The 21,874-nt window shown below is 66.9% G+C and carries 26 protein-coding genes and 1 pseudogene; 7 read left to right on the top strand and 20 right to left on the bottom strand.

What is annotated here, in order from left to right; genetic code table 11:
• Position 1: 1 nt before the first annotated feature.
• From ACO07I_RS22615 to ACO07I_RS22585, 7 genes are all read right to left on the bottom strand, one after another.
• Complete coding sequence (locus tag ACO07I_RS22615) at positions 2–1,108, bottom strand: SbmA/BacA-like family transporter (protein WP_422011355.1); 1,107 nt, start codon at positions 1,106–1,108, stop codon at positions 2–4.
• Positions 1,105–2,049 carry a glucokinase gene (gene glk / locus ACO07I_RS22610; RefSeq protein WP_422011353.1) on the bottom strand — a complete coding sequence of 315 codons (945 nt, stop codon included), beginning with the start codon at positions 2,047–2,049 and terminating at the stop codon, positions 1,105–1,107. Before glk ends, ACO07I_RS22615 begins: the two co-directional genes overlap by 4 nt.
• Entirely contained in the window at positions 2,046–3,431 is a 1,386-nt protein-coding gene (locus ACO07I_RS22605) for a GH1 family beta-glucosidase (protein ID WP_422011352.1), read from the bottom strand. The genes glk and ACO07I_RS22605 overlap by 4 nt, the downstream gene beginning before the upstream one ends.
• Positions 3,432–3,446: 15 nt before the next feature.
• Positions 3,447–4,520: a zinc-binding dehydrogenase gene (locus ACO07I_RS22600; RefSeq protein ID WP_422011350.1), complete on the bottom strand. Its 1,074-nt coding sequence runs from the start codon at positions 4,518–4,520 to the stop codon at positions 3,447–3,449.
• Between the two features lie 61 nt (positions 4,521–4,581).
• Positions 4,582–6,978 carry a phosphoenolpyruvate synthase gene (gene ppsA / locus ACO07I_RS22595; protein ID WP_422011348.1) on the bottom strand — a complete coding sequence of 799 codons (2,397 nt, stop codon included), beginning with the start codon at positions 6,976–6,978 and terminating at the stop codon, positions 4,582–4,584.
• On the bottom strand, positions 6,978–7,460 hold the full coding sequence (locus ACO07I_RS22590) for a CBS domain-containing protein (RefSeq protein ID WP_422011346.1): 483 nt from the start codon (positions 7,458–7,460) through the stop codon (positions 6,978–6,980). Before ACO07I_RS22590 ends, ppsA begins: the two co-directional genes overlap by 1 nt.
• A 96-nt stretch (positions 7,461–7,556) precedes the next feature.
• A complete protein-coding gene (locus ACO07I_RS22585; protein ID WP_422011344.1) occupies positions 7,557–8,087 on the bottom strand; it encodes a DUF308 domain-containing protein in 531 nt (176 codons plus the stop codon).
• A gap of 211 nt (positions 8,088–8,298) precedes the next feature.
• On the opposite strand from ACO07I_RS22585, the gene ACO07I_RS22580 reads away from it, so the two are divergent.
• Genes ACO07I_RS22580 through ACO07I_RS22570 form a run of 3 tightly spaced genes read left to right on the top strand, consistent with a single transcriptional unit; the run spans position 8,299 to position 9,594 of the window.
• Positions 8,299–8,991, top strand: coding sequence for a CBS domain-containing protein (locus ACO07I_RS22580; protein ID WP_422011342.1), 693 nt, complete (start codon positions 8,299–8,301; stop codon positions 8,989–8,991).
• A gap of 29 nt (positions 8,992–9,020) precedes the next feature.
• Positions 9,021–9,278 carry a hypothetical protein gene (locus ACO07I_RS22575; RefSeq protein ID WP_422011340.1) on the top strand — a complete coding sequence of 86 codons (258 nt, stop codon included), beginning with the start codon at positions 9,021–9,023 and terminating at the stop codon, positions 9,276–9,278.
• Positions 9,279–9,297: 19 nt separating this feature from the next.
• Entirely contained in the window at positions 9,298–9,594 is a 297-nt protein-coding gene (locus ACO07I_RS22570; RefSeq protein ID WP_422011338.1) for a c-type cytochrome, read from the top strand.
• On the opposite strand, the gene ACO07I_RS22565 is transcribed toward ACO07I_RS22570, so the two are convergent.
• Entirely contained in the window at positions 9,591–9,950 is a 360-nt protein-coding gene (locus tag ACO07I_RS22565; RefSeq protein WP_422011336.1) for a hypothetical protein, read from the bottom strand. The two genes, ACO07I_RS22570 and ACO07I_RS22565, sit on opposite strands and share 4 nt — an antisense overlap.
• Before the next feature lie 163 nt (positions 9,951–10,113).
• Between ACO07I_RS22565 and ACO07I_RS22560 the strand changes: the two genes are divergently transcribed.
• Entirely contained in the window at positions 10,114–10,593 is a 480-nt protein-coding gene (locus ACO07I_RS22560; protein WP_422011334.1) for a DUF992 domain-containing protein, read from the top strand.
• Positions 10,594–10,657: 64 nt separating this feature from the next.
• Here the strand turns inward: ACO07I_RS22560 and ACO07I_RS22555 are convergent, their stop codons facing one another.
• The 4 genes from ACO07I_RS22555 to ACO07I_RS22540 are packed head-to-tail and all read right to left on the bottom strand — an operon-like array spanning position 10,658 to position 14,373.
• Positions 10,658–12,259 carry an MBL fold metallo-hydrolase RNA specificity domain-containing protein gene (locus tag ACO07I_RS22555; RefSeq protein WP_422011332.1) on the bottom strand — a complete coding sequence of 534 codons (1,602 nt, stop codon included), beginning with the start codon at positions 12,257–12,259 and terminating at the stop codon, positions 10,658–10,660.
• Complete coding sequence (locus ACO07I_RS22550) at positions 12,256–13,749, bottom strand: thymidine phosphorylase family protein (protein ID WP_422011330.1); 1,494 nt, start codon at positions 13,747–13,749, stop codon at positions 12,256–12,258. Before ACO07I_RS22550 ends, ACO07I_RS22555 begins: the two co-directional genes overlap by 4 nt.
• A 4-nt stretch (positions 13,750–13,753) precedes the next feature.
• Positions 13,754–14,041 (bottom strand): hypothetical protein, encoded by a 288-nt coding sequence (locus tag ACO07I_RS22545; RefSeq protein WP_422011328.1) that lies wholly within the window; start codon positions 14,039–14,041, stop codon positions 13,754–13,756.
• Positions 14,038–14,373, bottom strand: a complete 336-nt coding sequence (locus tag ACO07I_RS22540; RefSeq protein WP_422011326.1) for a hypothetical protein — start codon at positions 14,371–14,373, stop codon at positions 14,038–14,040. The genes ACO07I_RS22545 and ACO07I_RS22540 overlap by 4 nt, the downstream gene beginning before the upstream one ends.
• 11 nt (positions 14,374–14,384) lie before the next feature.
• Here ACO07I_RS22540 and ACO07I_RS22535 point away from each other — a divergent pair, with 11 nt between their 5' ends.
• The 3 genes from ACO07I_RS22535 (at position 14,385) to ACO07I_RS22525 (ending at position 15,333) form a co-directional block, all read left to right on the top strand.
• Positions 14,385–14,684, top strand: coding sequence for a hypothetical protein (locus tag ACO07I_RS22535; RefSeq protein WP_422011325.1), 300 nt, complete (start codon positions 14,385–14,387; stop codon positions 14,682–14,684).
• A gap of 63 nt (positions 14,685–14,747) precedes the next feature.
• Complete coding sequence (locus ACO07I_RS22530; protein WP_422011323.1) at positions 14,748–15,161, top strand: translational machinery protein; 414 nt, start codon at positions 14,748–14,750, stop codon at positions 15,159–15,161.
• A gap of 25 nt (positions 15,162–15,186) precedes the next feature.
• Positions 15,187–15,333, top strand: coding sequence for a hypothetical protein (locus ACO07I_RS22525; RefSeq protein WP_422011321.1), 147 nt, complete (start codon positions 15,187–15,189; stop codon positions 15,331–15,333).
• A gap of 71 nt (positions 15,334–15,404) precedes the next feature.
• On the opposite strand, the gene ACO07I_RS22520 is transcribed toward ACO07I_RS22525, so the two are convergent.
• The 8 genes and pseudogenes from ACO07I_RS22520 to ACO07I_RS22485 all read right to left on the bottom strand — a co-directional run bounded on the left by ACO07I_RS22520 (position 15,405) and on the right by ACO07I_RS22485 (position 21,821).
• Positions 15,405–16,019 carry a helix-turn-helix domain-containing protein gene (locus ACO07I_RS22520; protein WP_422011319.1) on the bottom strand — a complete coding sequence of 205 codons (615 nt, stop codon included), beginning with the start codon at positions 16,017–16,019 and terminating at the stop codon, positions 15,405–15,407.
• A 153-nt stretch (positions 16,020–16,172) separates the two neighbouring features.
• Positions 16,173–17,138 carry an ABC transporter ATP-binding protein gene (locus tag ACO07I_RS22515; RefSeq protein ID WP_422011317.1) on the bottom strand — a complete coding sequence of 322 codons (966 nt, stop codon included), beginning with the start codon at positions 17,136–17,138 and terminating at the stop codon, positions 16,173–16,175.
• 13 nt (positions 17,139–17,151) lie between these two features.
• The gene (locus ACO07I_RS22510; RefSeq protein ID WP_422011315.1) at positions 17,152–17,523 is read right to left on the bottom strand and encodes a response regulator transcription factor; all 372 of its coding nucleotides are present in this window, start codon (positions 17,521–17,523) and stop codon (positions 17,152–17,154) included.
• 50 nt (positions 17,524–17,573) lie between these two features.
• Entirely contained in the window at positions 17,574–18,185 is a 612-nt protein-coding gene (fixJ, locus tag ACO07I_RS22505) for a response regulator FixJ (RefSeq protein WP_422011313.1), read from the bottom strand.
• A pseudogene (locus tag ACO07I_RS22500) lies at positions 18,178–19,308 on the bottom strand (two-component system sensor histidine kinase NtrB); the annotation flags it as partial. The gene fixJ and the pseudogene ACO07I_RS22500, both read right to left, overlap by 8 nt.
• A 101-nt stretch (positions 19,309–19,409) precedes the next feature.
• Entirely contained in the window at positions 19,410–19,664 is a 255-nt protein-coding gene (locus ACO07I_RS22495) for a hypothetical protein (protein ID WP_422011311.1), read from the bottom strand.
• Complete coding sequence (gene hemN, locus ACO07I_RS22490; RefSeq protein ID WP_422011309.1) at positions 19,639–20,982, bottom strand: oxygen-independent coproporphyrinogen III oxidase; 1,344 nt, start codon at positions 20,980–20,982, stop codon at positions 19,639–19,641. The genes ACO07I_RS22495 and hemN overlap by 26 nt, the downstream gene beginning before the upstream one ends.
• Entirely contained in the window at positions 20,982–21,821 is an 840-nt protein-coding gene (locus tag ACO07I_RS22485; RefSeq protein ID WP_422011307.1) for a universal stress protein, read from the bottom strand. The genes hemN and ACO07I_RS22485 overlap by 1 nt, the downstream gene beginning before the upstream one ends.
• Positions 21,822–21,874: the final 53 nt, after the last annotated feature.

The raw sequence follows: 21,874 nt of genomic DNA, 5'->3' as shown, positions 1-21,874 counted from the left end.
ATCACCTCCCGGATGCTATCTCCGCCACCGCGGGCTGGCGGGGCTTGCCCAGCTGGTCGAGCGCCACCAGCAGGACTCCCACGCGGCTCGCGGAGGAGGCCCATTCCGCAAGACGCGGGTAATTGTCGACCAGCCAGTTGAAGGCGATCTGGACCGCCGCGAAGGCCGCGGCGGCCTGGGTCACCTCGCCGAGCGACAGCGATCCGTCGATATATTTGGGCACGGACAGGATCAGACCGATGATGGGCGCCAGCAGCGTATTGCCGGAGGATACGAGTGTGGTCCTCACATGCTGGCCGCACAACAGCCGCCAGTTCCGCAGCACCTCGTCCAGCGCGAAGCTCACCGCTCCCGCCGGTACCCCCACCCCCACCGAACCGACCGGCGCCGTGCGCTGCCGGGCGACCGCGAACTTGAGCTCCGACTCGGCCTGGTTCTTCCGCTCGATGACATGCGCCATGCGCCGCCCGACCAGCAGCATGGCCCCGGTCGTCAGCATGGCGTAGGCGATGCTGGCGAACACGAGGTAACCCGGCAATTCGAGGTCGAGACGCGCGGGTCCGATCGCGATCGCGCCGCCCACCGTCCACAGCACCACCACGAAGGTCGCGGCCGTGAGCACCGAGGAAAGCAGGCCGGTCACGAGGTCGATCGGGGCATCGGTGGCGATGCGCGCATCTTCGGCGATACGATATTCCGCGAGCTGGGGTTCGTCGCTCGCGGCCTCGAGGCGCCGGTAGTTGCCGTTCTCCAGCCAGAGCCCGATCAGGTGCGCCGTGAGCCAGCCGCGCCACCTGCGCTGAAAGGTCATGCGCGCCCAGACGGCGAAGGCGGCGAGGAAGATGCTGCAAGCGGCGAGGCCGGGCAGAAGATAGGTCTGATGGCGGATCCCGGCGCCATTGCGCTTTTCCAGCGCATCGAAGAAGTCCCGGTTCCAGACGTTCAGCCGGTACTGCACCAGAAGCTGTGCTACGACGCAGAGGATCAGCAGCCCGATCAGGGCCCACGGCACCCAGGAACCCTTGCCGCGGCCGAACCCCAGCGCGCTATGCCAGAAGCGCCTGAGTGGCCCCGGGCCGACTGCCGAGATGCCGTCGTCGGTCCTCATCCGTCGCCCTGCGATGCCAGCGCCGCCAGGCCGAGGAAGGCAGGCTCTGGCCGGACGATGACGGCGGTGCGGATTTGCCCGACATAGTCGGCAAAGCGGCCCTTGGCGGTGAAGCGCGCGCGGAACGACGAATCCAGCAGAACCGGGAGGATATGAGGCGCGATCCCGCCCGCGAACAACACCCCGCCGCGGGCGCCGAAGGTGAGCGCGATGTCGCCCGCGAAAGATCCCAGGAAATCACAGAACAGTTCCAGCGCGGCGCTGTCCCGGGGCGAACCATAGACAGCCCCTCGGACGATTTCCTCCGGCGTGACCGTTCCGGACTCCCGGCCCTCTTCGATCGCCAGCGCCGCCTGCAGGTTAACCAGTCCGGCACCCGACAAAACGCGCTCGGCCGAGACATGGCCGAAGCGCTGGCGCAGCCATGCCAGGATCGCGGCGTCGCCCGCGTCGGTCGCCGCCATCGTCGCATGCCCCGCCTCGCTGGCCACGACCCGCGGCGGCGCGCCGGGCAGGTAACACGACAGGCCGAGCCCGGTGCCCGGCGCGATGACCGCCACGGGCTCCCCCTGGACAGCGCTGCCGTCGCCGACTGCGACCAGGTCGTCGGCGCCGAAATGCGGCACGGCCCAGGCCAGGGCCGCGAGGTCGTTGACGAGGTGCACGGACCGAAGACGCAGCCCCTGCCGCAGACTCTCGGCATCGAGGATCCAGCGGGCATTGGTGAGCTTGCAGCGGCCGCCCGAGACAGGTCCGGCCGCCGCAATCACCGCGCGGTCCACGGCCATGCTCGCAGTCTGGCCATTGAGGAAGTGATGAACGGCATCGTGCATGCTGGCGTAGGCGCCGGTACGCACCGATTCGATCGGTCCGACCTGCCCGTCCGTGAGCAGGGCGAAGCGAGTGCGTGTTCCTCCGACATCGGCGAGGAGGCAGCTCATGGCACGCTTCCGCGGGCCTGGGCGGCGATGGTCGCCTTGTACCAGTGGGCCGAGGCCTTGGGGATGCGGCGCTGCGTGGGATAGTCGACGCGCACCAGGCCGAAGCGGTTGGCGTACCCCGCGCCCCATTCGAAATTGTCCAGCAGCGACCAGATGAAATAGCCGCGCACGTCGGCCCCCAGCAGGACCGCCTCTTCGAGCGCATCGAGGTAGCGCGAGAGATAGTTGATGCGCTCGACGTCGTTCACAGCCCCCGCGGCATCGCCGCTTTCCTCCGCGCCGGCGCCGTTCTCCGTCACGTAGATCGGCAGCCGATAGCGGTCGCAGGCGTCGAGCAGCGTGTTCCTGAAGGCATCGGGATCGATCTGCCACCCGATCGGGGAACGGGGCACCTCGGCCGGCGCATCGCTCCAGGCAAAGCCCAGTCGCGACCCCGCGTCGGCGCGCGCGTAGATCGGCGAATAGTGGTTGATGCCCAGCCAGTCGATGGGGCGCCGGATCCGTTCCATGTCACCATCCTGAACGAACGGCGCGATCCGCTGGGCCAGCACGGTGGGATAGGCGCCGCGAATCTGCGGATCGGCGAAGGCCCGGTTCCAGTAGTCGTCCAGCAACGCGGCCGCCGCTCGGTCTGCGGGGGTCGGATCCACCGGCCGCACCGGCTGCATGTTGCAGATGGTCCCGAGCGACACGCCGGGCAGGTACGCCCGAAGCACATCGATCGCCGCGCCATGCGCCAGGTTCACGTGATGGATCGCGGCATGATGCTGGGCTGCATCGTCGACAGCCGGCGGATGCCAGCCGAATGCATACCCGAACAGCGTGAACACGCCGGGCTCGTTGAAGGTCGCGAACCGCTTCACGCGGTCGCCCAGCCGGCTCGCCACCAGTCGGGCATAGTCGGCGAACCAGTTCGCGCTGTCGCGTGCGGCCCAGCCGCCGCGATCCTGCAGCGCCTGCGGCAGGTCCCAATGATACAGGCACACCCAAGGCTCGATGCCCGCGGCCAGCAACCCGTCGACGAGCCGGTCGTAGAAGGCGATCCCGCGCTCGTTCGCTGTCCCCCGCCCTTCCGGCAGTACGCGCGGCCAGGCGACCGAGAAGCGATAGGCGCCTACACCCATCTCGCGCATCAGCGCGATGTCTTCGGCGTATCGATGGTAGTGATCGCACGCGACATCGCCGGTATCGCCATGGGCGATTCGCCCCGGCTGGTGGGAAAAGCCGTCCCAGACGCTGGGACCGCGCCCTTCCTCCCGGGCCGCGCCCTCAATCTGATAGGACGAGGTCGAGACACCCCAGACGAAGTCGGGCCGCAAGAGGCGCCGCCCCGGCGACACTGGCACGGCCTGGCCTTCGAAGCCGGAAGGTGGACTGACCATTTGGGCGGCTCCCCATCACGGTGTGAGGGCGACCTTGAGAACCCCGTCCCGCTGATGCGCGAAGAGCTCGTAGGCCTGCTCGATGTCGGCGAGCTTGAAGCGGTGCGTCACCAGGGCGCCGAGATCCGCCCGCCCCGCGGCGATGACGTCCATCAGCCGCCGCATGCGCTCCTTGCCGCCCGGGCAGAGCGACGTGACGATCTTGTTGTCGCCGAGCCCGGCCGTGAACGCATCCAGCGGTATGCGTAGATCCGTCGAATAGACGCCGAGACTCGACAGCGTTCCACCGGGCCGCAGTACCCGCAGGGCGCTCTCGAAGGTCTGCTGCGTGCCCAGAGCCTCGATCGCGACATCGACACCACGCCCTCCCGTGAGTTCGCGGATCGCCGCGACGGCGTCGGTCTTCTTGAAATCAACGACATGATCGACACCGAGCTTTCGGGCGACTTCCATCCGGGCCGGAACCGTATCGACGCCGATCACCGTGGTGGCCCCCATCAAACGCGCGCCCAGCGCGGCGCAAAGGCCGATCGGGCCGAGGGCGAACACCGCCACGATGTCCCCGATCCGAACGCTGCCGCCCTCGGCACCCGCGAATCCGGTCGACATGATGTCAGGGCACATCAGCACCTGCTCGTCGGTGAGGTTTGACGGGACCGGGGCGAGATTCGTCATGGCATCGGGCACCAGAACGAACTCCGCCTGGCAGCCGTCGATCGTATTGCCGAAGCGCCAGCCGCCCGCCGGCTTGAAACCGTGCCGCGTTCCGGGCCCATCCTGGGAGTGCGCGCCGCAGAGACAGGCGTAGCTGTGCCCGCTCGGCGTGATGGCGCCGGCGATCACGCGCTGGCCTTCCTTGTAGCCTTTGACCTCGGATCCCAGTTTCTCGATGATTCCGACCGGCTCGTGGCCGACGATCAACCCCTTCGCGACGGGATATTCTCCACGAAGAATGTGCACGTCGGTACCGCAGATCGTCGTCGTGCTGATCCGCACCAGCGCATCCAGGGGGCCGACATCGGGCACCTGTCGCGACTCGAGGACGATCCGGCCCGGCTCGGCAAAGACTGCCGCCATCATCTTTGGCATGGCTTCCTCCGTTGTTGGCGCTCACGCTAGGCGCGCCGGAACGCCGGGGAATTGATATGCCTCAAGCTTCCGCGCGAAACACGACGTCCATCGTCTGCGCGACGCTCTCGGGATTGACGCTGATCGAGTCGATGCCGAGCTTGGTCAGGAAGCTCGCGACCTCCGGATAGTTGGCCGGTGCTTCGCCGCAGATGCCGACATGACGTCCGTTGCGATGGGCACCCTCGATCGCCAGTCGCAGCATTTCGAGCACGCCGGGATCGCGTTCGTCGAATTCGAACGAGACCATGTCGGAATCGCGGTCGACGCCCAGGACGAGCTGCGTCAGATCGTTGGAGCCGATCGAGAACCCGTCGAACAGCTTGGCGAACGCATCGATCTGGATGACGTTGTTGGGGATCTCGCACATCACGTAGACCTCGAGTCCCCTGTCGCCACGCTTCAGACCGTGCTTCTCGAGTGCGGCAATGACCTGAGCGGCCTCCTCCACGCGGCGGCAGAACGGCACCATGATGCGCACGTTCTCCAGTCCCATGTCCTCGCGAACCCGACGCAGGGCGGCGCATTCGAGTGCAAAGCCATCCGCATAGGCCGGGTGCGTGTACCGGCTGGCGCCGCGAAAACCCAGCATCGGGTTTTCCTCGCGCGGCTCGAAGCCGCTTCCGCCCAGAAGCTTGGCATATTCGTTGGTCTTGAAGTCCGACAGCCGCACGATGACCGGCTTGGGATGGAAGGCCGCGGCGATGGTACCGATCCCTTCCGACAGGCGCTCGATGAAGAAGTCCTTCGGATCGTCGAAGTGCCGCGTCAACCGCGAGATCTGCTCGCGTTCGGCCGGGTCGGTCACCTTCTCGGGATGGGCCAGCGCCATCGGATGAACGCCGATATGCTGGTTGACGATGAACTCCATGCGGGCGAGCCCGACACCCTCGTTCGGTCGCATGGCCGTCCGGAAGGCGAGGTCGGGATTGCCCAGATTCACCATGATGGGCGTGCGCGGCCGGGCGAGGTCCGCAAAGTCCTTCGTGACGATCTCGATCGGCTGGTCGCCCGGATAGACGCGGCCGGTCTCGCCCTCGGCGCACGATACCGTCACCCGCGTGCCCTTCTTGAGGACCGTCGTGGCATCTCCGGCGCCGACGATGGCCGGAATGCCGTGCTCGCGCGCCACGATGGCGGCATGGCAGGTCCGCCCGCCTCGATCGGTCACGATCGCTGCCGCCCGCTTCATCGCGGGTTCCCAGTCGGGGCTGGTCGAGCTCGCGACCAGCACGGCGCCCGGCGGAAAGCTCGGCAGGTCCGCGGCACTCGACACCGGATACACGGCGCCGCTGGCCGCTCTCTCGCCCACCGCACGCCCCTCGACCAGCGGCGCGCTCTTGCTGCGCACCCTGTAGGTTTCGATGACGGAGGCGGTGCGCCGCGACACCACCGTCTCGGGGCGGGCCTGGACGATGAAGAGGTCGCCATCGGGACCGTCCTTCGCCCATTCGATGTCCATCGCCCGCGGCTCACCCGCCAGTTGCGAATAATGCGCCTCGATCCGCAGGGCAGAGTCGGTCAACTCGAGCACTTCGGCGTCGCTGATGCAGAAGCGGTCGCGCTTGTCGGCGGGCGTCTCCATATAGACGGTCGTACCGGCCGCATGCTCCTTGCCGTAGATCAGCTCCTGCTGCTTGCGTCCCAGAGAGCGCCGCAGGACGCAGCGCTTGCCGGCGCGAAACGTCGGCTTGTGGACATAGAACTCGTCGGGATCGACCTTGCCCTGCACGATGCTTTCGCCCAATCCCCACACACCGGTCACCAGCACGACGTCACGAAAGCCGCTTTCGGTGTCGAGCGTGAAGGCCACGCCGCTGGCTGCGAGATCGGAGCGCACCATCTTCATGATGCCGACGGACAGGGCGACCTTCAGATGATCGAAGCCATTGGCATTGCGATAGACGATCGCCCGGTCGGTGAAGGCGGAGGCGAAGCACCTTCGGCACGCTTCTTCGAGCTGGGTGATCCCCTGGACGTTGAGGAAGCTCTCGTGCTGGCCCGCAAAGCTCGCGGTGGGCAGATCTTCGGCCGTGGCGGAGCTGCGGACGGCGACCGCGACCCGCGCGCCATACATGGCTTCGAGTTTGCGGTAGTTCTCCACCAGCATCGTTCGGATCCGGTCCGTGGCCGTCGCGGCATAGACGATGGCCCTGGCTTCCGCGGCCGCCCTGGCCAACCGACCGACATCGTTCGCACCGACGCCGACGAGCAGGGCCGCCAGCTTCGGCCAGGCGCCGCTTGCAGCAAGCGCCTCGCGATAGACGTCCGCTGTCAGCGCAAAGCCGTCCGGTACCTTCACCCCCTGGCCGGACAGCGCCGATACCATCTCACCGAGCGAAGCATTCTTGCCGCCGACCGATGCGAGATCGGTCCCGCGAATGTCCCGAAACCATCTGACGGGGGATGAACTGTCCATCATGGGCCGACACCCTTCCGGCGCAAGGCGGCCTCGTCGCCACTGGAGGCGGCCTGCCGCGCGTGGGACAGCACGGCCCGCACCACGTCGGCGCGGCTCACGATGCCCACGGGAAAACCGTCGCGAACGATCGGAATGCGCTTCACCCGGTACCGCTGCAGACGCTCCACGAGCTCCTGCAGCGGCGTCTCCTCGCCCGCCGTCACCACTTCCCTCGTCATGATTTCGCCAACCCGCCGCGTCCGTGTCGAGGCCAGGGTGCGCGCCGCCGAACCATCCTTCTCCAGCAGACGGAGCAGCCAACTTTTCGCCGGTGCCGTGTCGGTCTCGACGCGACGGATAAGATCTGCCTCGCTGATGATCCCAACGATTTCGCGCTTGTCGCCGACCACGAGGAGCGCGCTGACATGGGCGCCCAGCATGAGTTCGGCGGCGTCGAACAGCGAGTCGGTCGGCCGGGCGCAGACGACCTTTTCGGTCATGATGTCTCTTGCCAGCATTGCCCGCTCCTGCCGTCGGGAGAATGCGAGGCACTCTAGAGTAACAGGGCAAGCCGTCCTTGACCTGCGTCAAGCGGCTCAAGTCGGTCGACCGAGCCAGACTCCGATGCTCGTGAACAAGCTCCCGAGGGCGAGAGCAAACCATCCCGTCACCCAGATCAGCACTTGCTCCTCCGGCCCCGGCCAAAAAGCGAGTGCCAGTCCGAACAGGAGCGCGCCCAGCCCGTCCACGGCGAGCACCCAGTCACCGTCGACCGTCTTGCGCAATTCGAGCGCGGCCCAGAGCTGCATCGCCCCGGTCGAGATCGCCCAGATTGAGATGATCCCGACCAGATGCCCGGCGAGCAGGTCGAGCGCGAACAGGGCGCTGGCGGCACAGGCCAGGCCCGCCAGTCCGATCACTCCCAGCCATATCCGTGGCGCGCCGCGGCGCGCGAAGCTCGCGGCGGTCAGGGCCAGGGTACCGTCCGCGAGGGAATAGCCGCCCCAGAGGACTGCAAGACCCGTGACCGTGAGCTTGGGCCAGAAGAAGACGAGGAAGGCAAAGAGCAGCGCCGCCGCGCCGCGCAGCAACAGCAGCGAGCGGTGATCGGCAACTGCCGCAAGCACCGGCTCTCCGGTTTCGATCTCCCCGTCCCTCACAGGCCCACCTGTCGGTTTCCCATTCCGGTCATCGTGCCAGCTAAGGGACAAGAAGTCCCGCGGCGCCCTGATCCAGATCAAGCCCGGTCAGCCGCGGCCGCTTGATCTGGGACAAGGCGGAAGGACGCTCCTTCGGGTGAACTTTCCTCCGGACTCCCCGCAGAACCCGGAGGTCGCCATGCATGTCCAGCAGATCATGAGCAAACCCGTCATCACGATCGAGGCCACCGCCTCCGTCTTCGAGGCCGCCGAGAAGCTGCTCACTTCGGGGATCAGCGCCGCGCCCGTCGTCGACACGGACGGCACGATGATCGGGATCGTCAGCGAGGCGGATCTGATGTTCCGTGCCGAAACCGGCACCACGCCGTCGCGCTCTTGGTTTCAGCGCCTGCTCGCCGACGAGGCGGTCATTGCCCGCGACTATGTTCGTTCGCATTCACGCCGCGTGACAGACGTCATGACAAAGGATGTCGTGACAGCCGGCGAGCATGCCGACGTCGCAGAGGTTGCCCGGCTGATGAAGCAGCACAACATCAAGCGAGTCCCCATCCTTCGCGACGGCAAACTCGTCGGTCTCGTGAGCCGCTCCAATCTGCTCCTGGGGCTCCTGTCGCGTCAGCCGCTCGGCGACGTCACGGCCAGCGACGAGGAGATCAGGGAGAATGTGGAAAAGGAAATCGGCCGTATCGGTGCGATCGTCGGTCCCACAACGAATGTCGTCGTCGATAAGGGCGTGGTGAACCTCTGGGGCTACGTGCGGTCCGCCGCGACCCGCGATGCCATGCGCGTGGCCGCCGAGAACGTCCCGGGCGTCAAGCGCGTGGAGCACACCCCCGGCGTACTTCCGGACGAGCTCAACGTCACCGCCTGAACAGCACTCCCAGAAGAAGGACCGGCAGGATGGGCTCGGGACGCGCATTGATAACCCTCTGGGCCGTTGCCAGTGCGATTGCGTGGGTCGGCTGGATGCTGCTGCTCAACCAGTCGTGCATCCGCCAGGCCGATGGCCGGCTGTGGTGCCAGTCGGACGATTCGTGGCTTCCCTTCCTGCGCGGCACGGCACGAGACCCGTTCGAACTCGCCCTGATGGGATTGGTACCCTCGGTGTTGATCCTCATCGTCGGCATTGCCCTTTTCCGGGCGCTGCGCCGCACCTAATCAGATCATGGAGAACCCGATGAAAAAACTGATCGCGTTGCTGATGCTTCTGCCGCTTCCCGCGTTGGCGCAGAGCCCCGGCTACGGGGCCGCTCTGGCTGAACGCTGGTGCATGGCGTGTCACATCGTCGAGCCCGCGCCCAGGACCGCCAGCGCCAACGGTATCCCGAGTTTCTCCGCCATCGCGGCCAGGCCGACGACCAACGCCGAGCAGCTCAAGGCCTACCTCTCGACCGGGCACACGCGCATGCCCGACTTCTCCCTCAGCAATCGCGAACGCCAGGCGCTGGTCGACTACATACTGAGCCTTCGCTAGCCGAGAAGCTGCGTTGTCTGCTGGGCCTCGGGCGTGGCGCCGCTCACCGTCACGCTGGTGATGAGCCGCGCGAGACGGTTCGCTTCTCCGGAATAGTCCTCGAGCGCGCGAACGCCCCAGGCGCCGTGAGCCTGCCAGACGCTCGCGGCGTCGCGCGCCGACAGCAGCGTCAGGTATGTCGAGACATTGTCCTTGAGGCGGCGTTCGGCGAATTGCGAGAGCTCGCTCTGCCAGGCCGCGCCGATGGCGGCCCATTCCTCGAAACAATCGGCGTATGTCGAAAGTGCCGCATTCGCCATGTTGCTCGCCGGCAGTGACTCCACGCTCGGCAGCTTGTCCGCATGCATGTCGTTCATCTCACCCTCCGCTTCTGCAATGTGGACTGTAGGCCGGAATCGGACACCCGCCGTTGATCTGCATCAACCTGCCCGAGGTTGATGCAGATCAACGCTTCTGCGGTATCCGCACCGTACGTTGAAGCATGCGGAGAAACCCTTTCCGCCTCCCAGGAGAAAAACGATGAACATGTATGCTGCGGCCCTCACGGCGGCGCTGTCCGTATTTTCCTTTGGTCCTGCGGCGCAGGCGCAGACGCCGCCCAAGGGTGTGAACGTTGGCTCGCTCACCTGCACCGTCGCCGGGGGCGTCGGATTCGTCTTCGGCTCATCGAAGGACCTCGACTGCATCCTGGCCAAGACCGACGGCACGGCCGACCATTACACCGGCACCATCAAGAAGTACGGCGTCGATCTCGGCTTCACCAAGCAGGGGCATGTCGTCTGGCTGGTCTTCGCGCCGGGTCAGGTCGCCAAGGGCGCGCTTGCCGGCGACTATGTCGGTCCGACGGCCAGTGCTTCGGCTGGGGTGGGCGCGGGCGCCAACGTCCTGATCGGTGGCGGCAACAAGCAGGTCAGCCTGCAGCCGGTCAGCGTCGAGGGCAACGTGGGCCTTAACGTCGCCGCCGGGCTGGCCGAGGTCACGCTCAAGGCGGCCAAGTAACCATACGGTGCGTTTGGTGCAGGATGCGCCCCGGCGTCGGGGCGCATCCTTTTTTATGTTGGACCTATCGGCCGCTGTTGCCCAGCACGCGGCGCAGTCCCTGCAGGAGCCGGTGCCGCGCCGCGTCGTCGGGAGCGGCCTGCAGGGCTCCCCGGATATCGAGCAGCATCTGCGCATAGTCGTTGTGCCAGTCGCGCCGCGCATGCGCCGCGTCGGGCGAGAGACGGGGCACCCCGCCCGCTTCGGGCGTCGCCATCCACCTTCCGTCGCGATGGACGAAGACGAACTTCTCGTCGAGGACAGGCGCAACGATGCGGGCTCGATCGACCCCGGTCGCGGTGAGCGCGGCGGAGAGGCCGTCGATTCCGTCCGGCTCCCCATGGACGAGCAGGAGAGAGCCAAGCCCGTCCAGCATCGGCCGGCACCAGCTGACGAGCTCCTCGCGATCGGCATGACCCGTATAGGAGTCGATCGACCGGATGCGCGCCCGGACGCCGATCTCCTCGCCATGGATTCGCACCTGCGCGGCACCACCGCGGATCAGCGCCCCCAGCGTGCCGGGCGCCTGGTAGCCGACGAAGAGGATCGTCGACTCTGCGCGCCAAAGATTGTCCTTGAGATGGTGTTTCACCCGTCCGGCGTCGCACATGCCGGACCCTGCGAGGATGATCGCACCGGCATGGATACGTCCGATCGCCCGGCTCTGGTCGACGGTCTCGCTCAGCCGGAACTCGCCGCCGCTGAACGCTTGCCCGCCTTCGGAGCGGCTTAGGGAGGCGCGATGGGCCCGGAAGACCTCGGTCGTTCGGCCCGCCAGCGGCGAGTCGAGAAAGACCTGTGCGCCCTTGAGCTTGCCGCCCCTTTTTAGTTCCGCAATATCCTCAAGGATCTCCTGCGTCCGCTCGACCGCGAAGACCGGCACGACGACGTTCCCACCGGCGGCCAGCGCGGCCTCCAGTTCGCGGCCCAGGACGGCCCTGCGATCCGCTTCCGACATCGCCTCGCGCGAGCGGCTGCCGTAGGTGGACTCGACCAGCGCGACATCGGCGCGACCGGGCCGCGCGGGATCGGGCTGCAGGGTCTTGCCGAGCGGCCCGAGATCGCCGGAGAAGACGAGCCGCAGCGGACGCGGTGCGGCATCGACCTCGATTTCAACGAAGGCACTGCCGAGAATGTGACCGGCATTGCGCAAGCGCGCCCGGACGCCGGGCAGCGGCTCGAACCAGCGATCGTAAGGCTGCGACTCGATGAAGGAGAGCGACGCCTCGGCATCCGCGCGCGTGTAGATCGGCGCCACCACCGGCTCGCCTCGCCTGGCGTTGCGGCGGTTCAGGCGTTCGACGTCGTACTCCTGGATGGCGCCGGCGTCGGGGAGCAGCCAACGCAACAGGTCTCGCGTCGCTTCGGTGGCGAAAGCGCGACCCTGAAATCCGGCGACGGTCAGTTTGGGAAAGAGCCCGCTGTGATCGATGTGGGCATGCGTGAACAGCACCGCCGCGATCTCGGCCGGCTCGAAAGGAAAGGCCCGGTAGTTCAGGGCGCGCAGCGACTTCGGCCCCTGGAACAGACCGCAATCGACGAGCAGCGTCCCGTGTGGCGTCACCAGCCGGTGGCACGATCCCGTGACCGTGCCGGCGGCACCGTGGATATGAAGCGACAGAGTCACGCGCGTTTCCCGATGGTCATGCCGTCGCCGGCGGCGGCGAGTTGGGTGGCGAAGCGAAAGTCGGCCTCGAAAGCGGCATGGATGCGGTAGAGCGGTTCGCCCTGCTCCACGGGATCGCCGATCCGCTTGAACAGATCGACGCCCGCACCCTTGTCCATGGGCGCACCGGCGAGGCGGGCCACGCGCGCCAGCCTAAGGCAGTCGATCGCCGTCACGATTCCGTCCTGGGTGGCCGGCACGTCATGCGTGAGCCTCCCCAGGCTGGCCGTCTCCGGGGGACTCCCCTGAGCCGCGATCAGGCGCTGCATCTTCGCCAACGCCGCGCCGCTGTGCAGCAGCTCGCGGGCCCGCACGATCCCCTGGCCGCCGCGTAGCGCGGGATCGAATTCGAGCACATGCCCGGCCAGCAGGAGGGCGCGCTCCTCGAGGTCGCGCGGCGCCTCGGGATGGCGCTCCAGCACGCGCATCACGTCGCGGGCTTCGAGCCACGGGCCGATGCCGCGGCCGATGGGCTGGCTGCCGTCGGTCGCCAGGACCGTCGTGCTGATGCCGATTTGGTCGGAGACGTATTCGAAGAGCTTGCGCAGCCGCAGGAAGCGCTCGCGATCGCGCAGTTTGGCCGTGGGCCCGACCGGCAGATCGAGGACGAGATGAGTCGATCCGGCCGCCAGCTTCTTGGACAGGATCGAGGCGACCATCTGTTCGGGTGTGTCGATCGCCAGAGGCCGCTCGACGGAGATCAGGACATCGTCCGCCGGAGAGAGGTTCGCATGGCCGCCCCACACCAGGCAGCCGTTTTCGGCCGCCACGATCTGATGCATCTCGTCCGAGCCGACATCGACCCTCGCCAGCACTTCCATCGTGTCGGCGGTACCGGCCGGCGAGGTGATCGCGCGCGACGACGTCTTGGGGATGGTCAGGCCGTGGGCGGCCACGATCGGGACCACGATCATCGACGTCCGGTTTCCCGGAATGCCGCCGATGCAATGCTTGTCGACGACCATGTCGCTGGCCCAGGACAGCCGGCCCCCGACCGCCGCCATCGCGCGGGTCATCGAAAGCACCTCGGCCGCGGTCGTGAAGCGTGCGCCGGCGATCAGGAAGGCCGCGATCTCCATCTTGGAATAGCGATGCGCGGCGAGATCGCGCGCGATTTCCTGGTAGGCGACCGGATCCAGTTCGGCGCCGTCGATCTTGGCACGGACATGGTCGAGACTGGGCGGCGGCCCCGCCTGGGCGATTTCCACCGGCGTTCCCGCCGGAAGCCCGAGCTGGCGGTAGGCGAGTTCGGACAGGCCGAGCTCGTCGGTCGCCATGATCGACTCGTCATCGACGATGTTCAGCGTGGCGACGATGCGGCGCCCCCCGCCCCAGATCTCGATCCGGGCGAGGGCCACGAATTCCTGCGCGCGATAGTGCTCGCAGCGACGCGCGAGGTAGGCGACGGTCTCCTGACAGGCGTCGATTCCGAGCCTTCGAACCTTGAGCATGAGCCTAGCGGCGGCGCGTCTGCACGATCAGCGCCGCGATGAGTCCCGCCACCAGGAAAACGCAGCCAATGATCAGAGGCGCATAGATATCGCCGAGAGACGCGGCGATCGCGCGATAGGCCGACAGGGTCAGGAAAGCGAGGCTGGCGGCCAGCAACGTGCCGACGATCAGATAGGCAGCCACGGTCGCCGCGAGGCGCCGGCCGGAGGCGACGAGAACACCGGCGCCGACCGTGGCGAGCGACTTCGCCAGCGCCACCAGCAAAGCTCCCGTCTCCGAGGCAACGCTCATTTGCGGCGCATGAGAAGCGCCAGCCCGAAGCCGGCCGCGGTGGCGAGACCCAACGCCGCGAACGGCTTGCGCCGGACCATGTCGGCGAGACCCTCCTGTCCCGCGTCGACCACTTTCCCCGCCACCTTCGCCTTGTCGACCCATTCGTCCGCCAGCAATGCGGCGCGGGCAAGCAGTTCGCGCGCCGCTTCGGCCGCCGCCGTGGCGGCCTCCGTGCCCTCGCTCTGTGCGGCGCGGGCAATGGCGGCGGACGCCTGGTCCAAATGTTCCCGCAGCGCAGCCGCCTCCGTGCCCAGATAGCCGAACCTGTCCTTGGAAACGCAATTGGTCATGAAAATCCCCTTTGCGGGAAAAGATCGTCGGTGCGGTCGCGCTCCGCTTTGACCTGCGTCAAAGCGCATCATCACTGCGAAGACATAATGGCGAGGTGCGTACGTTCGTCTTCCGCTGCCCGACCACGGGCTACAATGTCCAGGGCCGCTACGAAGACGGCAATGGTTCCCTGCCCCCGTTCGTCGGACAGCACTGCCTGGCCTGCAATGGACTGCATGTCGTTGACCCACGAACCGGCAAGGGAATGAGCGAACTGCGCGCGGTCGCCACGCGGCGGAAGTCAGTTGATCCAACATCGTCCGACGATTGACCTGAATCAACGCATTGCCGTGTCCGCCGAGCCACCATTCTAACATTGCCATTGGGAGAAACCATGACCCACAGTCACGCCATCGTCTGGATGGACAGCAAGGAAGCCCACGTGTTCCGCTTCAACGCCGACGATGTGGAGCGCGAGAACATCAAAGCCCACAGCCCATTCCGGAAAGTGCACCACAAGGCCGGTGTCATCGGTGCAGGCCATGCCGCTCTCGACGTGAGTTTCCTCGACCACATCGTCGACGCCATCCGCGGCGCCCAGGAATGGCTTCTGGTCGGGCCCGCACAAGCCAAGCAGGAACTGATCCACCATCTCGACAAGCATCTGCCACACGTCAAGAAGACGCTGGTGGGTGTCGAAGCGATGGACCATCCGACCGATGGCGAGCTGCTCGCCCATGCGCGGCGGTCGTTCAAGGCGATCGATCGACTGCGGCCCAACGCCCCGATCGGCGCCGTTTCCCACTGAACATCAAGGAAGCGAGGAGAGTTCGATGACCGATATCCCGATCTATTTCCTGCTGCTCGCCTGTGCCTCATTCCTGCTGCTGGGCATTTCAGTGGCTTCGGCGACCGCGCAATACCTGCGGTCGCAACAGGCCCAGGCTGTCGCCATCGTAAAGCAGCCTCCCCGTCGCTGACCGCGCATCCGCGGGCTTGGACTTAGCCGGAGAATCGCGGGTGACGGTCGCCCCGATTCTCGCATACCGGATCAGGCGTCGAGCTTGCGCAGGGCGGCGAGATTGCAGAGATCGACCGACCGGCTGCCGGCCTGAAGCCGGATCAGGCCCTGGCGCGCAAACTGGGTCAGGGTGCGCGACACCGTCTCGATCGTGAGGCCGAGATGGTCGGCAATGTCGGAGCGCTGCATCGGCAGTTCGACATGCTCGTCGTCGCTGGAGATGCGCTTGGCCATGTCGAGCAGGAAGGTCGCGATCTTCTCCTGGGCGGTCTTGCGACCGAGCAGAAGCATGTGGTCCTGGGCACGGCCGAGGCACTTCATCATCGATGCGAGCACCTGGTTGGCGAAGTCCGGATCGGCGGCCGTCAATTCGGCGAGGCGCGAGCGGCGGAAGGCCACGAGGGTGGCATCGCCCAGCGCTTCGGCGGTGAAGCGGTACTCGGGGCCGGCTTCCAGCCCGAAGATGTCGCCGGCAAGATGAAACGCATCGATCTGCCGGCGGCCGTCGCTCAGCAGCTTGCAGGTCCGGATGGACCCCGAAACCACCTTGTAGAAATAGTCCGCCGGGTCGCCTTCGGCGAACAGCTCCTCACCCTTTGCCAGCATCCGCGGCTGGCCGCAGGCCGGGGTACCCGCAGGCTGCATGTTGGCAGCTCCGCGCAGGACGACGGCAGCAGGAATACGGGCAGAAATTACTGAGTTCGTATGCATGGCTGGCTCCCGGCTGGGTGTCTTTGATGGACACAGGGATAGGGCCCGGGCGGGCGGCCGACCATTTGGGTCTTGAACTAAGGGATTCTACGTAGCCGGCCGCGCGTCCGCCGGAGTCACAAGGCCTTCCAGCACCCCCGCGAACAGTCGGTACTTGACCCCCACGACGGCGAGTTCGCGAGCCCAGTTCACGATGTCTCCCCAGGGGTCGTTGAGCTTGCCGAGCCCCGCCACCACCGCCACGACCGTCCCGACCTCGATCCTTCCCTGCAGCACCTGCCAGCCACCGAAGCAGAGGGCGGAGCCGACGGCCAGGTGATGCATCATGTTCATCAGCAGGTTCATCGTGAACTTGATCCTGTAGATGCCCATGTTCAGCGTGAAAACACGCTCGATCGGATCCTGCGTCCAACCCCAGCCGATGCGGCTGTCGGAGCCGGCGCCCCGCCTGGAAATGCGGCTTACCAGCCCGCCGCTGATGCCGCGCTTGACCAGGATGCGCGACTGGGCCCGGCGGTTGATGGCCCGCTGCAGCAGGGGCACGAAGACGACCTGCGGCAGGAAGAACGCGAGGCCCAGGAGCGCCATGCGCCAGTCGAGATAGAGCGTGTAGATGATCACGCTCGTGAGCACGCCCCCCTGGAGCAACGGCTCGGAAAGGCTGACGCCGGTGAAGCCACCGATGGGCTCGGCCTCCTCGAGCACCATCGCGATCTCGACGCCGGCCTCCTCGCCGCTCACGTCCCGGGTGGCGCGATCGGCATACTGGCCGACCAGGCTGCGCAGGCGGCGAACCGAATCCTCCGCGACCCAGCCGCGATAGACGTTGAGGCAGAGTTTCAGGCTCTGTTCGGAGAGCACCACACCGACATAGGCGGCGGCCAGCCACAACACGGTCTCGAACGCCCCGCGATCCACCAGAACGTTGATCACCCGCCGCTGAAGCTCCAGCGGCGCTGCGCTCAGCAGGAAGACCAGAACCGACAGGACGGCGAGCGCCGCCTGATGGCGCCCCGACGAACGGAGCACGAAGCCGAGGATCGTCGCCGGCATGGATGCATGACCGTCACGGCCGGGCATCGAGCACGGGCCTGAGCCTGGCGGCCAGATCGGACAGGGGCTTCTCCAGCACGGTTTCGATGCCAAGGCTCGATGCCCGGGCGCGCAGGGAGCGCGTCACCCGACCGCTGATGAGGAAGACTGGCAGGTTGACGCCGCGCGCGCGCAGCCGTTCGACGAGTTCCAGCCCGTCGATTTCCGGCATCCTGTAGTCGATGACGAGACAACCGCCGGCCGGCAGGTCGTGCTCCTGCAGCAATGCCTCCGGCGTGGGATAGAGGCGCACGTCGAAGCCCTCGAGTTCGAGCGAGAACTTGAGCGAGTGGCGCACGGCGGCGTCGTCATCGACGAGCAGGATGGCATCGGAATCCTTCGACATGCACCAACGTCGCCCACCGCAAGCGGGCCCGCGTTGATCCAGCGCAAATGCTAGGATTCTCCCTCGGCCATGAGGACCATGCGCACCAGTTCGGAAAGGCTGTCGGCCTGCATCTTGGTCATCACGTTGGCGCGATAGACCTCCACTGTACGCGCGCTGATGCCGAGGTCGTAGGCGATCACCTTGTTCGCCTTGCCGGCCGCGAGCCCCCGCAGCACGTCGCGCTCGCGCCCGGACAGGGCGTCGAGGCGCTTGCGGATCGCCAGGATCCGGTCCTCGCGCTCGCGGTTGCGGGAATGGCTGTCGAGGGCAGACCTGATCGCGGAGAGAAGGGTCTCGTCGTCGAATGGCTTCTCGATGAAGTCGACGGCGCCCGCCTTCATGGCCTCCACCGCCATGGGCACGTCGCCATGGCCGGTCATGACGATCACGGGAAAGCCGGCCTTCTGCGCGACCAGGCGCCGCTGCAGCTCCAGCCCGTCCATCTCGGGCATGCGGATATCGGTGACCACGCAACCCGGCTGAGCGTCCGGCAGGGCCTTTAGGAATGCGACCGCGGACTCGTGCACGCGCACGGCGAGGCCGGCCGTGCTGAGCAGGAAGGCGAGCGACTGCCGGACGTCGACATCGTCGTCGATCACGTGAACGACCTGGCTAGGCATCCTCGTTCTCCCGATCGTGTGCCGCCGCGCGCAGGGTGAAGTGGAAGATCGTGCCGCCCTCCGGAGGCGAGTTCACCCAGATCTTGCCGCCATGCGCCTCGACGATCGTGCGGCAGATCGACAGGCCGAGCCCCATGCCCTTGCGCTTGGTCGTGACGAAGGGCTGGAAGAGCTGCCGCACCACTTCCGGCGCAAGGCCCGACCCGGTGTCCGCCACGGTGACCTCGACCTGGTCCTCAGGTCCGGTGGCCGTGGCGATGTCGAGCCGGCGGACCGCGCCGCCCTCGCTCATCGCGTCGATGGCGTTGCGCATCAGGTTGACCAGCACCTGCTGGATCTGGATGCGGTCGGCCAGCACGAGATCGGCGGCGGGATCGAGCCTGAACGTGACCGCAATACCGTGTTCCCGCGCACCGACCAGCGCCAGCGTGCTGGCATCCTCGATCAGCTTCGGAAGACTCTCGATCCGCCGCTCGCTTTCGCCGCGGGCCACGAATTCGCGCAGGCGACGAATGATCTGGCCGGCGCGCAGGGCTTGGTCGGCCGCCTTCGAGACGGCGTCCCGCAGCATCTCGACGTTCTCGCCCTCCATGCGGTCGAGCAGGCGGCGCGAGCCCTTGAGATAGTTGCTGATGGCCGTCAGCGGCTGGTTGATTTCGTGCGCGAGCGTCGAGGCCATCTCGCCCAGCGCCGTGAACCGCGACATGTGCGTCACTTCCGACTGGAGCTCCTTCAGCCGGTCCTCGGTGAGCTGCTGGTCGGTCAGGTCGCGGATGAAGCCCGTGAAGTGATGGCGCTCGCCGGTGTGCAGCTCACCCACCGTGAGATGCATCGGGAAGGTCGTCCCGTCCTTGCGCTGGCCCACCACGATGCGGCCGATGCCGATGATCCGGCGCTCACCGGTCTTGAGGTAGCGCTCGATATAGGCGTCGTGCTGCTCGCGATAGGGCGACGGCATCAGGAGGCTGATGTTGCAGCCACAGGCCTCGTCGGCGTCGTAGCCGAACAGGCGCTCCGCGGTCGTGCTGAGCGATTCGATGTGGCCCCGCTCGTCGATGATGATCATGGCGTCGGGCACGGTCTGCAGGATGGACCGCAGGCGCGCTTCCGCCGCCTCGAGCGCAAGCGCGATCGAGGAGTCGCTCATCGGGGCATCCGGCTCATCGGCGCATCACCATGACAGCGAGCCTTATAGCATGCGCCGACGTGCCAGTGGCACGCCAATCAGGGCCTTATGAACGAGAGCGGTGCGTCTTCGTCGAGATTGTCGATCGCCGCGGTGAGCTCTGCCGCAATGTCGTCGTTCGAGCGACCGAGCCTGAAAATGCGGATCGCTTCGGAGAGCAGGCAGCGGGCGACCACATCGCCGGCGATCCCCTTCCCCGCGCCCTCCGCCAGGGCGGCCTCCACGTGGCGCGAAACCATTTGATAAGTGCTCATGACGATTCCTTCTTCAGATTCCGCGTGAATGCCGGCCATCGGCATGCGCGAGGTGGGCGTCGAACGCCGCACAGACGAAGCGCACCAGCGGGCGCCCGCGCTCGGTGACCTGCAGTTTCTCGCCGTCGCGCTGGACCAGCCCGTCGCTCACCAGCTGGGGCAGTGCCGCGACCTCCGAGACGAACGATCGGGCCGAAGCGCCGTGCCGGCGGCAGACGTCGTCGAGGTCGACCGAGAAACTGCACATCAGCTTCTCGATGATCTCGCCCCGCAGCCGGTCGGCATCGGTAAGCTCCAGTCCCCGGGCCGAGGCGAAGCATCCGGCCTCGATCATCGACTGGTAGCGCCCCGGATCGGCGATGTTCTGGGTGTAGCCGCGCGGCAGGCTCGAGATTGCCGAGGCGCCGAGGCCGACGACCGACGGCTGGTCGACCGCAACATAGCCCTGGAAACTGCGACGCAGCCGGCCGCGGTCGGCCGCGGTCGAAAGCGCATCGTTCGGCCGCGCATAGTGATCGAGGCCGATCCGCTTGTAGCCGCCCTCGACCAGGCGTTCCGCCACGAGATTGGCCATCGCAGCGCGCGCTTCCGCGCCCGGGAGGCTTTCGGTTTCGATCAGGCGCTGGCGCGCCTTCATCCATGGCACATGCGCGTAGGCGAAGACGGCAAAGCGGTCCGGCGCCAGGTCGAGCGCGGCATCTAGCGTGCGTGCCAGTGTCTCCGGCGTCTGTTTCGGCAGGCCATAGACGAGATCGATGTTGATGCGGCCGATACCGGCGCCCCGGATTCTCGACATGGCAGAAGCCGTATCCTCGATCGACTGCAGTCGGTTGATCGCCTTCTGCACGTCGAGATCGAAATCCTGCACACCGAAGCTCACGCGATCGACGCCAATCTCGCGCATCGTCGCGACGAATTCCTCGTCACAGAAGCGCGGATCCACCTCCATCGAGGTTTCCGAACCGCTGCGCCGGTCAAACCGCGCCGCCAGCCGCTTTGCCACCGCGACCAGGTTCGTCGCCCCCAGCTGCGACGGCGTCCCACCGCCCCACTGTATCTGGCCGACCATCATGCCGGGAACGGCCTCGGCGACGAGATCGATCTCCTTCATCAGGGCACGTGCATAGGCGGCAAGCGACTCCGAACGGTTCATCGCCGCCGTGTGGCAGGCACAGTACCAGCACAGACGTTTGCAGAAGGGGACATGGAGATAGACCGTCGGGCAGTCGCGCGCGAGGTCTGCGAGCCATGCCTTGTGCTCCACGGCGCCCACGGCGCCATGGAACTGCGCCGCCGTCGGATAGCTCGTGTAACGAGGAACCGACCGGTCGTACGCCGCGATGGTGGTGGCGTCCATCAGTGCGAGATCAGCACGGGGATGGTCATGCTGGACAGGAGCGTGCGGCTGACGCCGCCCAGCACCATCTCGCGCACCCGCGAGTGGCCGTAGACCCCCATCACGATGAGGTCGCTGCCGATATCGGCGGCCCGCGACAGGATGACGCCGCCCACATCGCTGTCGGCGGCGACGTCGCGCTGCACCGTCACCTTCACCCCGTGGCGCGTCAGCCAGAGCGCCACATCGGCGCCCGGTTCCGCACCATGCCCATCGGGCGACGTCCTTGGGTCGACCACGAGGATGACGACCTTCTTGGCCATGCGCAGGAACGGCAGGGCATCGGCCGCCGCCCGCGCGCTCTCGCGGCTGGCGTTCCAGCAGAGCAGAACCGACTCGCCGATCGGCCCGCGCACGCCGATATGCGGCACGACCAAGGTCGGCCGGCCGCTGGCCAGGACGACGGCCTCGGGCAGATCGGAGGGGGTCGGCGTCTGCGCATCGGGGTCCGTCTGACCGAGGACGAGAAGGTCCGTGTAGCGCGCCTGGATGACGAGCTCGGAATCGATGAAGCCGTCGGTCACCCGCCATTCATGCGACGGAACCCGGCGCTCCTTTACGGCCTTCTCGAAGGCCTTGAGGGCGGCGGCCTGGTCGGCGTCGGCGCTGGCCTCATAGCTGGCGAACAGGGAATCCATGGCGACGCCGCCCTCGAAGAAGATCGGCGCTTCGAGCGGCGGACGGGCGTGCATGCCGATCAGATGGGCGCCATAGCGCTCCGCCAGTTCCGCCGCCACGGTCAGCCTCTGGCCCACCTTCGGGCTCGCATCGCAGTGAACGAGAATCGTCTTGTAGGCCATGGGCATCCTCCTGAAAGTTCGTCGATCCTCATCGGCCGCGACGGGCGCGACCT

This window comes from Reyranella sp. (assembly GCF_965227665.1).
Taxonomy (GTDB): Bacteria; Pseudomonadota; Alphaproteobacteria; order Reyranellales; family Reyranellaceae; genus Reyranella.
This window is presented reverse-complemented; position numbering and strand designations above follow the sequence as displayed.